We start from the raw sequence: 12044 nt of genomic DNA, 5'->3' as shown, positions 1-12044 counted from the left end.
GATGAAAATGGTGGGTCGTGTGGGATTCGAACCTACGACCAATTGGTTAAAAGCCAACTGCTCTACCAACTGAGCTAACGACCCAATGCAGGGCGCATGATACTGATTTAATTCAGGAAATCAACACCCGGAGCAAACTTTTAGCGATACCGGGTCGGATCGGCCACCGCTGCTGCGGCAAAACCGGCCGCACGCAGGCGACAGCTGTCGCACTTGCCGCAGGCACGACCTTGCTCATCGGCCTGGTAGCAGGACACCGTCAACGCGTAATCCACGCCATGGCGCATGCCGGCCTGGATGATCTCGGCCTTGCTCATGTTCTGCAGCGGCGCCTGGATATGGAAACCCTGGCCTTCGACACCGGCCTTGGTCGCCAGGTTGGCCATGCGCTCAAAAGCTGCAATGAACTCGGGACGGCAATCCGGGTAGCCGGAATAATCCACCGCATTGACCCCGATGAAGATATCGCGCGCGCCCAGCACCTCGGCCCAGCCCAGGGCCAGGGAGAGAAACACGGTATTGCGCGCCGGCACATAGGTGACCGGGATGCCTTCGCTGGGGCTTTCCGGCACCGCGATACTGCTGTCGGTCAGTGCCGAACCACCGATGCCATCGAGACTCAGGCCGATCACCTTGTGCTCGACCACCCCCAAGTGCCTGGCCACCCGCTCGGCCGCCTGCAATTCGGCGCGATGGCGCTGGCCATAGTCGAAGCTCATGCTGTAGCAGCTGTAGCCCTCGGCCTTGGCCAGAGCCACCACGGTGGCCGAATCGAGGCCGCCAGAGAGAAGAATTACCGCTTTCTTGTCGCTCATATCAATGTCCCGGCTCGTCGTTCCAGAGAATCTTGTGCAACTGCATTTGCAGGCGCACGGGCAGGTTGTCGGCGACGATCCAGTCGGCCAGCAAACGCGCGCTCAACTCATGGTGGCTCGGCGAGAACAACACTTCACCGGCGCGCTCGTGCAAACGGTACTGGATCAGCTTGGTCACCGCCCAGTCATAGTCTTCGCGCGAGCAAATCACGAACTTGACCTGGTCGTTCGCCGTCAGCAACTCGATATTCTCATAGCGGTTGCGCGCCACTTCTGCCGAACCGGGGGTCTTCAGGTCGAGCACCTTGCTCACCCGCAGGTCGACCGCCGATACATCCAGCGCGCCGCTGGTTTCCAGCGACACCTGATAACCGGCATCGCACAGACGCTGGAGCAGAGGGATGCAGTTGGGTTGCGCCAGCGGCTCGCCACCGGTTACGCAGACATAGCGCGGCTTGTAGCTGGCAATCTGCTCGACGATGGCGTCCAGCGACATGACTTCACCACCACTGAAGGCGTAGGCAGTGTCGCAGTACTGGCAGCGCAGGGGGCAGCCGGTCAGGCGAACGAACACGGTCGGCAAGCCGGCGGTGCGCGTCTCGCCCTGCAGCGAGTAGAAAATCTCGGTAATTCGCAGGGTATCTTGCATATCAGCCACGGGCGTGACGGCTAAACAGGCCATCCGCCTCCGTTGCGGGAAAAGGGGCGCGGATTGTAACGAAAAAACCCGCGCCAGGCGCGGGTTTATCACTACAGCTTGCAGCTTTCAACTTAAGAATTGCAGTTGATTGCTTATGGCATCCGCTGCAAATCCCGCTGCGCCAGCTGCGCCGCAGAACTTCCCGGATACTTCGTAATCACCTGCTGCAGAATGCCTTTGGCCTTGTCTGTGTTGCCCAGACGCATTTCGACATCAGCAAGCTTGAACAACGAATCCGGCACCTTGGCATGCTGCGGATAGGACTGACTGACCTGAGCAAAGGCCTTACCGGCAGCCTGCAGGTCACCCTTGGCCAGGTTCACCTCACCCAACCAGTACTGGGCATTACCGGCGTATTGGCTGTTCGGGTATTTACGCACAAAGGCAGTAAACGCCTGGCTGGCCTTGTCGAAATCCTTGGCCTTGATCAGATCGAAGGCAGCGTCATAAAACAGCTTCTCCTTCTCTGGATCAGCCGGGCCATTGCTAGCCGAAGTTGGAGCTTGCGTCTGGCCAGCAGTTGCTGGCGGACTACCATTGGTGCTGGCAGCACCAACGGCAGGAGAATTCTGGGTGGCCGCAGCACCTGCTGCTCCACTACTCAAGCGCCGATCAAGATCCTGGTAACGCTCCAGGCTTTCTTGTTTCAACCGCTGAATTTCATTCTGTTGCTCTTCGAGCAGCCCGCGCAGTTGCGCGATTTCTTGCTGCATCTGTTGCAACTGGGTAAACACCATGCCTTGCGCCGAGGTCGGGGCTTCAGCCCCTCCCCCAGCGTAGGCGCCGGACGTGCCATAACCAGAAGGAGGATAACTATTGCTGCCATAATCGGCATTGTTATCCACCACAGGAACCTCAGCCCAAGCCGAAAACGGCAGGCAGAGGGCCAAAACAGTCAAAGCACGACGGCAGGTATGCATGGCTATTACTTACGCAGTTCTACGCGGCGGTTCTGAGCCCAGGATTGCTCGTCGTTGCCAGTGGCAATCGCACGCTCTTCACCATAGGAAACCAGTTCCAACTGAGCGGGGGAAACACCTTGCAGCACCAGGTAGCGTTGAACGGCTTTCGAACGACGCTCGCCCAGAGCCATGTTGTACTCACGGGTACCGCGCTCGTCAGCGTGGCCTTCCAGAACGACGCGAGCGCCATTGCCTTTCAGGTCTTTAGCGTGAACGTCGAGTGCGCGCATGGCTTCGGCTTTCAGGTCGGAGCTGTCGTATTCGAAGTAGAACGTGGTGATAGCGCGCAGAGCAGCTTCTTCGCTCAGGCTGCCATCTACGGAACCAGTGTCAGCACCGTAACCAGCGTTCGGATCTACAGCGTCGCCTTCACCAGCAGCATCGCCGCCTTTGGACGAACAACCAACAACAACGGCCAGAGCCAGACCCAGTGCAGCAAATTTGCCAAACTTCAGCATTTCCATCATGTAACTCCTAATGAACCCCAGTGTGTTAAGCAGTATTTCATAGCAATAAAACGGTGTTGCGCCGCATCAGTTCAGGTAAGGGGACCAGGAAGGCTCTCGAACTTCGCCTTGAGCGGTAGGAAGAGGGAGCCTTACACGCCCATTAATGGACGCCAACATCAAGACTCCCCGACCCTGCTGGCGGGTCGCGTAGATTAGCATGGTGCCGTTGGGCGCAACAGTGGGTGACTCATCCAAACTTGTGTCGGAAAGAATGCGCAAATTACCACGTTGCAGGTCCTGGGCCGCTACCTTGAACACGGTGAAACCATCCTGGCGATGGATCATCACTAGGGTTTTCTCATCCGCCGAGAGTTTCGGGTTGGCGTTGTAGTTACCAACGAAGGTCACCCGCTCCACCGCACCGCTGTTGATGTTGGTCTTATAGATCTGCGGCTTACCGGATCGATCCGAGGTGAAGTAGATGGTATTGCCATCCTTGCCCCAGAACGGTTCGGTATCGATTGCACCCTGATTGGTTACACGCCGGATCTGCCGAGACCCCATGTCCATCACATAGATTTCCGGGTTGCCATCACGGGACAGCACAAACGCCAGCCGACCACCATCCGGCGACCAGGCTGGTGCACCGTTGAGGCCGTCAAAATTGGTGATCTGCTCGCGCCGCCCGGTGTCGATGTGCTGAACGAAGATACGCGGACGCTTCTGCTCGAACGACACATAGGCGATTCGACGGCCATCCGGGGCAAACGATGGCGACAGGATCGGCTCACGCGACTGCAGCAAGGTCACTGCACGAGCACCGTCGTAGTCGGAACGCTGCAGGGTGTAACGGGTGTTGTTGACCGAGAAGCGCTCGGCAGTGACATAGAGCATGCGCGTGGAAAACGCGCCCTTGACCCCGGTCAGCTTCTCGAACGACAGATCGGCAATATGGTGCGCCATATCACGCAACTGATCAGGAGTGCCGCCGACGCTGCCGGTCAGCACCTGCTGTTCGGTGGCCACATTGAGCAGGGCGAACTGCACCTGCAAACGACCGCCACTGGGCACGACACTGCCAACCAATACATATTGCGCGCCCAGGGCTTTCCAGTCGCGGTAGATGATCTCGCTGGCCTGACTCGGCAGGCTGATCATGTTCTGCCGCGGGATCGGCTCGAACACTCCCGAATTGCGCAGATCATTACCGATGATCTCGGCCATGTCCTCCGGCAGCACTGTGCCGCCTTGCCAGCCGAATGGCACGACTGCGATAGGGGTCGCACGGTCAGTACCAGTGCTGATCACCAAAGGATCAGCCGCCTGCACCGAGCCGACCAACATGGCCAGACCGAGCAGGACGATACGCATCAGGGTATTCACAGACCTAAATCCTCCGGTTTGAAGATGACGCCACGCTGCCTGTACATACTGTCAAAGGTCGCGCGATCCAATTGTTGCATCTCAGCGATGCGACCGACGTTACGCACCGCTTGTATTGCGGAACTGTCGAATGGCGCATCGCCACTGGAGCGGGTGACACTGGCGTTGATGATGGTGCCATCGGGCAACATCTCGATCAGCACTTCTACACTCATGCCGTTACGCGCCGATGGCGGCCTGCGCCACTGCTCACTGACCAACTTGACGATCAAATCATCGAGATTGCCGGCAACCTGGTCGCCTACCTCATCGGCCAGTGCCTGCTGGCGACCGACATCCTCGGATAACAGTTCGGCCAATGCGGCGGCTTTCTTGTCTTCGGTGGCTTTGCGCTGAGCCGCCTCGGCTGCCTTTTTCTTGGCATCATCCGCGGCTTTTTTCTTGGCCGCTTCGGCTACGGCTTTTTTCTTCGCCTCTTCGGCGGCTTTCTTCTTGGCGTCTGCCGTCGCTTTTTTCTTGGCGTCTTCGGCAGCTTTCTTCTTCGCCGCTTCATCCGCCGCTTTTTTCTTGGCGATAGCGGCTAGCTTTTTCTGCTCCGCGGCCTTCTTTTCTGCATCAGACTTCTTCGCCGCATCGGCTTTCTTCGCCGCATCGGCCTTTCGAGCCTCCTCGGCCTTCTTTTGTTCCGCAGCCTTGGCCGCAACAGCCAGTTTTTCCTTGTCGGCCTTTTTCTGTTCCAGCTGTTCGGTTTCATAGATTGGCGCGGTGGTTTTCTTGGTCTCACCGGCAATTTTCTGGTTGGTCTGGGTAGTTGCCTGACTCTGCGACTTCAGCTGATACAGGGTCGCCTGGACGATTGGCCGGGCCGGCGGCAAGTCCGGAGCGAAGGCAAAACTGACGAACAGCATGGCGAACATCAGGACATGCAGCGCCACAGCCCAGAGCACAGGCCAAAACAGGCTTTCCGAAGGTGAAGGCTCGCGTTGCTGCCGCATCAGGGGGCCTCGGTAATCAGCCCGACGTTACCCACGTCGGCCTGCTGCAAGCCACCCATGGCGGCCATCACGGTACCGTAATCGACCGCTTTATCGCCGCGCACGAACACCTGCACCTGTTTACCCTGAGCACGACTCTGATTGATGATCGCGGTGACTGCCCTGGTCATTTCTTCCAGGGTCATGGCTTGATCCTGCACGGTATCGACATCGACTTCCGTGCCCATATTCCAGAAGTAGGACTTGTCGGACTTGATCGAGATCGTCAGTACCTGGGCGTTATTATCCTGTGGCAAGACCTCACTGCTGACCTGCGGCAGATCGACCTTGACCCCTTGGTTGAGCATTGGCGCGGTCACCATGAAGATCACCAGCAGCACCAACATCACATCGATGTAAGGCACCACATTCATCTCGGAAACGGGCTTGCGTCTGTTGCGAATTCTGGCCATGGCTTGAAACCTATCTTGAGAGTGCCTAAGGCTTAGTCGTCGCTGGTATGGACTTTACGGTGCAGGATCGCCTGGAACTCGTCGGCAAAGGTGTAGTAACGGCCGATCAGCATCTCGCCGCGTGAGGAGAAACGGTTGTAGGCGATTACCGCAGGGATCGCCGCAAACAGGCCGATGGCGGTGGCGATCAGCGCTTCGGCGATACCCGGCGCCACAGTGGCCAGGGTCGCTTGCTGCACCTGGGCCAGACCGCGGAAGGAGTTCATGATTCCCCAGACAGTACCGAACAGGCCGATATAGGGGCTGGTGGAACCGACGGTGGCGAGGAACGGCAGGCTCTGCTCGAGCTTCTCTTCTTCACGCGAGATGGCCACGCGCATGCCGCGCGCCACACCGTCCATTACCGCATCGGGGTCGACACCCTGCTGCTGACGCAGACGGGAGAACTCCTTGAAACCGGCACGGAAGATCTGCTCCAGCCCCGAGTCAGGATCCGGATTACTGCCCGCCTGACGATACAGCTTGGACAAATCGATACCGGACCAGAAACGCTCCTCGAAATTGTCCAGAGCACGCTTGGCGGCACGCAGCAAGGTGCTGCGCTGGAAAATCATGACCCACGAGGTGACCGAGGCGGCCACCAGCGTCAACATAACCAGCTGTACCACCAGACTGGCATTGCTGATCAGACTCCACATCGACATATGGTCAACGGTGTTGGCTTCCACGCTTACTCTCCTGCTTTGGCTATATCCGCGTCACTCAGGCCGGCAAAGGCCGCGCGCAGAGCTTCGGGAATAGCCCGGGGTTTCAAATTGTCGGCGCGCACACAGGCCACCAGGAACTGCCCTTCACAGAGCAGCGCATCATCCGTGGCCCGCCTGACCTGCTGACGAAAACGCAGGCTGGCACGGTTTAATTCCATTACTTGCGCACTTACCAGCAACTCATCATCCAGGCGCGCCGGCGCGTGATAGCGCGTCTCACTGGAATGCACGACGAATAACAGGCCCTCACCCGCCAGCGTCGACTGGGCAAAGCCCAGGTCGCGCAGCCGCTCGGTGCGAGCCCGCTCCATGAATTTGAGGTAATTGACGTAGTAGACGATACCGCCTGCATCGGTGTCTTCGTAATAAACCCGACAGCGATGAGCGAAAGGCTGAACTCCGTTTTGCGCGTGCATACTCTAGTGCTAGCTCCTGAACTTGCCAATCACTGACGGCAAGTATTTTTGCTTACTCGCCATCGGCAGCAAACAAGTCGACGGACGGCAAGTCGCCCATGCGTTTCGGCATATTCAGGCCGAAATGCAGGTAGGCATGCCGGGTTACCACGCGCCCGCGCGGGGTACGCATGATGTAGCCCTGCTGAATCAGGTAGGGCTCCAGTACATCTTCGATGGTGTGGCGCTCTTCACTGATCGCCGCAGCCAGGCTGTCGACCCCCACGGGACCGCCATCGAATTTCTCGATCATGGTCAGCAGCAGCCGGCGATCCTGGTGATCGAAACCGCGCTCGTCGACATCCAGCAGGTTGAGTGCCGAGTCGGCAATCTGCCGGGTGATGTCGCCCTGGCCACGCACCTGGGCGAAATCCCGCACCCGGCGCAGCAGGCGGTTGGCGATGCGCGGCGTACCGCGGGCGCGGCGGGCGATCTCGAAGGCGCCCTGGGCCTCGATCGGCAAACCGAGAATGCCCGCCGAACGCGTGACGATGGTGGTCAGGTCCTCGGTGTTGTAGAACTCCAGGCGCTGGACGATACCGAACCGATCGCGCAACGGATTGGTCAGCATGCCCGCGCGCGTGGTGGCGCCGACCAGGGTGAAGGCCGGCAGGTCGAGCTTGATCGAACGCGCGGCCGGGCCTTCGCCGATCATGATATCCAGCTGGAAATCTTCCATCGCCGGGTACAGCACTTCTTCGACGATCGGCGACAGGCGATGGATTTCATCGATGAACAGCACATCGCCCGGCTCAAGATTGGTCAGCAGCGCGGCCAGATCGCCCGGTCGCTCCAGCACGGGGCCGGAAGTGCTCTTGATCGACACGCCCATTTCCTGGGCGATGATATTGGCCAGGGTGGTCTTGCCGAGCCCCGGCGGACCGAAGATCAGGGTGTGATCGAGGGCTTCGCTGCGCCCCCTGGCGGCCTGGATAAACAACTCCATCTGCTCGCGCACGCTCGGTTGACCGATGTATTCGGCCAGCCTCAACGGACGAATGGCACGATCCACCTGCTCATCGCGGTCGCGGCTAGTGGCGGTAATCAGGCGGTCTGCTTCGAGCATCGAGAGTTACACCATTCCCTTCAGGGCACGACGGATCATATCTTCACTGCTCAACCCATCTTGCTTGATCGCGGAGACCGCGCGGCTGGCTTCTTGCGGCTTGTAACCGAGGGAAATAAGCGCACTGACTGCATCATTCTCCGCATGTGGGACTGTGCCAGCAGCGCGAGGTTCAACGACCAGGGTCGCCATGCCGGGTACGGCCTCCCAGGCCTTGAAGCGATCTTTCAATTCAACCAACAGACGCTCGGCGGTTTTCTTGCCGACCCCGGGGATTTTCACCAGCACCGAGGTGTCTTGCGCCTGCACACAGCGCACCAGCTCATCGACTTCCAGCCCGGACATCAAGGCCAGCGCCAGTTTCGGGCCGACGCCGTTAAGCCGGATCAGCTCGCGAAACAGCTGGCGCTCACGCTTCTCGAAGAAGCCATAAAGCAGGTGTGCATCTTCACGCACCACCAGGTGAGTGTGCAGGGTCAAGGGTTCGCCGACTGCCGGCAAACGGTACAAGGTTGTCATGGGCACTTCCAGCTCATAGCCCAGGCCGTTCACATCCAGAATCAAATGCGGCGGCTGTTTCTCCGCCAGGGTGCCGCACAAACGTCCAATCACCGCTGCTTTCCTTGAGTAACGCTATAAACGAAGGCGGCCACCGCGCCGTTTGGCAGCGGCCAGACCGTGTGGAATCAGGCTTTGACGGTGATGGGCGTGGCACAGTGCAATCGCCAGGGCATCCGAAGCATCGATCTGCGGCTTCTGCACCAGCTTGAGCAAGTGCATGACCATCATCTGCACCTGCTCTTTATCGGCACCACCGGTGCCGGCAATCGCCTGCTTGACCTGCGTTGCGGTGTACTCGGCGATATCCAGCCCCGCCTCGATCCCCGCCACGATAGCCACGCCACGGGCCTGGCCGAGCTTGAGTGCCGAATCCGGGTTGCGCGCCATGAACACCTGCTCGATGCCCATGGTCACCGGCCCGTAGGTCTCGATCACCTCGCGCACGCCGCGAAAAACGATCTGCAGACGCTCCGGCATCGAGCCGCTGCCGGTACGAATACAGCCCGAGGCGACATATTCACAGCTGCGCCCGGTATCACGCACCACACCATAACCGGTGATACGTGAGCCGGGGTCGATACCGAGGATCAACGTCATGCCCTACCATCCGCCCGAATTGTCGATCAAAGCCGGCAACCATACTGTTTATCTATCCAGTTGGCGAGTATAGGGCCAGCCTTCGCTGCCGTCACCCACATGGCAGCCATAAAAAAACCGAAAGCCTCTGAGTTACACCCCTCCCAGCAACTTCCGGCCCTTATCGCCCAACAACCGATCAACCAAGCTGTTCCATGATCTCGTCGGGAATCTCGGCGTTGTGGTAGACGTTCTGCACGTCGTCGAGGTCTTCCAGCATGTCGATCAGCTTGATCACTTTCTGTGCGGTTTCCAGGTCAGTGACGGGCGCACTGATCGACGGGATCATCGCCACTTCAGCCTCGTCACCCTTGAACCCGGCATTGCCCAGCGCCTCGTTTACCGCATGGAAGTCGGCGAACGCGGTATAGACCTCGACCGAACCGTCCTCACCGCTGACGATATCGTCGGCACCGGCTTCCAGCGCCGCCTCCATCAAGGCGTCTTCATCGACCCCCGGGGCGTAGCTGATCTGACCTTTGCGCTCGAACATATAGGCCACCGAGCCATCGGTACCCAGATTACCGCCACACTTGGTAAAGGCATGCCGCACTTCTGCGGCCGTGCGATTGCGGTTATCGGTCATGGCTTCGACGAAGATCGCCACGCCACTGGGCGCATAGCCTTCGTAGCTCAGCTCGACCATGTTGTCGGCTTCGTCGGAACCCACACCGCGGGCGATCGCCCGGTCGATGGTGTCACGGGTCATGTTGGCGGTCAGCGCCTTGTCCACGGCCAGGCGCAGACGCGGATTGTCCGCCGGCAGACCACCGCCTTTGGCGGCGACGGTCAGCTCACGAATGAGCTTGGTGAAAATCTTGCCGCGCTTGGCGTCTTGACGTCCTTTGCGGTGTTTGATGTTGGCCCATTTGGAATGACCAGCCATAACTCACTCCGTCTTCAATTCAACTCGGGTTGCGTAACAGCCATAACGAAGAAGCCTGGCAAACCCAGGCTCCTTGTCGTCGGCAAGGCTTATTCGGCCTTGGGCTGCTCGCGCAGGCGAATGTGCAACTCGCGCAACGCCTTGGCATCCACCACACCCGGCGCCTGAGTCATGACGCAGGCCGCGCTCTGGGTTTTCGGGAAGGCGATCACTTCGCGGATCGACTGGGCGCCGGTCATCAGCATCACCAGACGATCAAGACCGAAAGCCAGGCCACCGTGCGGCGGCGCACCGTACTTCAGTGCATCGAGGAGGAAGCCGAACTTCTCCTGCTGCTCCTCCTCGCTGATGCCGAGCACGCGGAACACCGCCTGCTGCATGCCCTTGTCGTGGATACGGATCGAGCCGCCGCCCAACTCGGTGCCGTTGAGCACCATGTCATAGGCACGCGACAAGGCGACCGCCGGGTTGGCTTGCAGTTCGGCAGCCGTGCAGCTCGGCGAAGTGAAGGGGTGGTGCAACGAGGTCAGGCTGCCGTCATCACTCTCCTCGAACATCGGGAAGTCGACGACCCACATCGGCGCCCATTCGCAGGTCAGCAGATTCAAATCATGGCCCAGCTTGATGCGTAGCGCGCCCAGGGCTTCGCTGACGATCTTGGCCTTGTCGGCACCGAAGAACACGATATCGCCATCGACCGCACCGACGCGATCAAGGATCACATTGAGGTTGTCCAGCGGGATGTTCTTGACGATCGGCGACTGCAGACCTTCAACGCCATTGGCCCGCTCGTTGACCTTGATATAGGCCAGGCCGCGAGCACCGTAGATGCCGACGAACTTGGTGTACTCGTCGATACGGCTGCGCGGCATGCTCGCCCCGCCCGGTACGCGCAATGCGGCAACCCGTGATTTGGGGTCGTTGGCCGGGCCGCTGAACACCTTGAAATCGACGTCCTTGAGCTGATCGGCGACATCCACCAGCTCCAGCGGAATGCGCAGGTCCGGCTTGTCCGAACCATAGCGGCGCATGGCCTCTGCGAAGGTCATGTGCGGGAAGTCGGCGAACTCGACGTTCAGCACTTCCTTGAACAGCTGGCGGATCATCTTCTCGGTGATGGCCATGATGTCGGCTTCATCGAGGAAGCTGGTCTCGATGTCGATCTGGGTGAATTCCGGCTGACGGTCGGCACGCAGGTCTTCGTCGCGGAAGCACTTGGCGATCTGGTAGTAGCGATCGAAACCGGCGACCATCAACAGCTGCTTGAACAGCTGCGGCGACTGCGGCAGGGCGAAGAAACTGCCAGCATGGGTGCGGCTCGGCACCAGGTAGTCACGCGCGCCTTCCGGGGTGGCGCGGGTGAGGATCGGCGTTTCCACATCGAGGAAGCCGTTCTCGTCCAGGTAGCGACGGATGCTGGTGGTGATGCTCGAACGCAGCTTCAGCTTGGCCGCCATTTCCGGGCGGCGCAGGTCGATGAAACGATAACGCAGGCGGGTCTCCTCGCCGACATCGGTGTATTCATTGAGCGGGAACGGCGGGGTTTCCGCCTCGTTGAGCACTTCCAGCTCATAGCCCAGCACTTCGATGGCGCCGGAAGCCATGTTGGCATTGCCGGCACCGGCGGGACGCAGACGCACCTTGCCGGTGATCTTCACCACATATTCGCTGCGCACCCTGTCGGCGACGGCAAAGGTCTCGGCGCGATCGGGGTCGAACACCACCTGAGCCAGACCCTCGCGGTCACGGATATCGAGGAAGATCACTCCGCCATGGTCACGGCGGCGATGGACCCAGCCGCAAAGGGTGACTTCCTGGCCGTCCAGGCTCTCGTTCAGTTGGCCGCAATAATGGCTGCGCATCATGGTGGTAATCGCTTCTCTTGAGTCTTGAATTCGTTGGGCCGCGTGGAGTGAG

Annotated in this window: 14 protein-coding genes and 1 tRNA gene; all 15 read right to left on the bottom strand. The window is 59.6% G+C overall.

Translation table 11 applies throughout. The annotated features are described in order from the left end of the window. Positions 1-8: 8 nt before the first annotated feature. Positions 9-84, bottom strand: a tRNA-Lys gene (locus tag G9C89_RS07135). A 56-nt stretch (positions 85-140) separates the two neighbouring features. Further along, positions 141-815 (bottom strand): 7-cyano-7-deazaguanine synthase QueC, encoded by a 675-nt coding sequence (queC, locus tag G9C89_RS07130; protein WP_172146792.1) that lies wholly within the window; start codon positions 813-815, stop codon positions 141-143. A 1-nt stretch (position 816) separates the two neighbouring features. Next, entirely contained in the window at positions 817-1464 is a 648-nt protein-coding gene (queE, locus tag G9C89_RS07125) for a 7-carboxy-7-deazaguanine synthase QueE (protein WP_172146774.1), read from the bottom strand. A gap of 143 nt (positions 1465-1607) precedes the next feature. Further along, a complete protein-coding gene (gene ybgF, locus G9C89_RS07120; RefSeq protein WP_172146771.1) occupies positions 1608-2435 on the bottom strand; it encodes a tol-pal system protein YbgF in 828 nt (275 codons plus the stop codon). Positions 2436-2440: 5 nt separating this feature from the next. After that, positions 2441-2941 carry a peptidoglycan-associated lipoprotein Pal gene (gene pal, locus G9C89_RS07115; protein ID WP_172146768.1) on the bottom strand — a complete coding sequence of 167 codons (501 nt, stop codon included), beginning with the start codon at positions 2939-2941 and terminating at the stop codon, positions 2441-2443. Positions 2942-3010: 69 nt separating this feature from the next. Further along, positions 3011-4309, bottom strand: a complete 1299-nt coding sequence (gene tolB / locus G9C89_RS07110) for a Tol-Pal system beta propeller repeat protein TolB (RefSeq protein ID WP_172146765.1) — start codon at positions 4307-4309, stop codon at positions 3011-3013. Continuing rightward, entirely contained in the window at positions 4306-5304 is a 999-nt protein-coding gene (tolA, locus tag G9C89_RS07105; RefSeq protein ID WP_172146762.1) for a cell envelope integrity protein TolA, read from the bottom strand. Before tolA ends, tolB begins: the two co-directional genes overlap by 4 nt. Continuing rightward, a complete protein-coding gene (tolR, locus tag G9C89_RS07100; RefSeq protein WP_172146759.1) occupies positions 5304-5756 on the bottom strand; it encodes a protein TolR in 453 nt (150 codons plus the stop codon). The genes tolA and tolR overlap by 1 nt, the downstream gene beginning before the upstream one ends. 32 nt (positions 5757-5788) lie before the next feature. After that, entirely contained in the window at positions 5789-6484 is a 696-nt protein-coding gene (gene tolQ / locus G9C89_RS07095) for a protein TolQ (protein WP_172146756.1), read from the bottom strand. 2 nt (positions 6485-6486) lie between these two features. Beyond that, entirely contained in the window at positions 6487-6939 is a 453-nt protein-coding gene (ybgC, locus tag G9C89_RS07090; RefSeq protein ID WP_172146753.1) for a tol-pal system-associated acyl-CoA thioesterase, read from the bottom strand. Positions 6940-6991: 52 nt separating this feature from the next. Then, the gene (gene ruvB / locus G9C89_RS07085; protein ID WP_172146750.1) at positions 6992-8044 is read right to left on the bottom strand and encodes a Holliday junction branch migration DNA helicase RuvB; all 1053 of its coding nucleotides are present in this window, start codon (positions 8042-8044) and stop codon (positions 6992-6994) included. Between the two features lie 6 nt (positions 8045-8050). Continuing rightward, on the bottom strand, positions 8051-8656 hold the full coding sequence (ruvA, locus tag G9C89_RS07080) for a Holliday junction branch migration protein RuvA (protein WP_172146748.1): 606 nt from the start codon (positions 8654-8656) through the stop codon (positions 8051-8053). 21 nt (positions 8657-8677) lie between these two features. Further along, the gene (gene ruvC / locus G9C89_RS07075) at positions 8678-9202 is read right to left on the bottom strand and encodes a crossover junction endodeoxyribonuclease RuvC (RefSeq protein WP_172146746.1); all 525 of its coding nucleotides are present in this window, start codon (positions 9200-9202) and stop codon (positions 8678-8680) included. A gap of 178 nt (positions 9203-9380) precedes the next feature. Further along, positions 9381-10127, bottom strand: a complete 747-nt coding sequence (locus tag G9C89_RS07070; protein ID WP_172146744.1) for a YebC/PmpR family DNA-binding transcriptional regulator — start codon at positions 10125-10127, stop codon at positions 9381-9383. 89 nt (positions 10128-10216) lie between these two features. Then, complete coding sequence (aspS, locus tag G9C89_RS07065; RefSeq protein WP_172146743.1) at positions 10217-11992, bottom strand: aspartate--tRNA ligase; 1776 nt, start codon at positions 11990-11992, stop codon at positions 10217-10219. Positions 11993-12044 lie beyond the last annotated feature (52 nt).

Origin of the sequence: Pseudomonas tumuqii (genome assembly GCF_013184545.1) — a bacterium.
GTDB lineage: Bacteria > Pseudomonadota > Gammaproteobacteria > Pseudomonadales > Pseudomonadaceae > Aquipseudomonas > Aquipseudomonas tumuqii.
The sequence above is the reverse complement of the archived record's forward strand: the minus strand, read 5'-3'. Positions and strand labels throughout refer to the sequence as shown.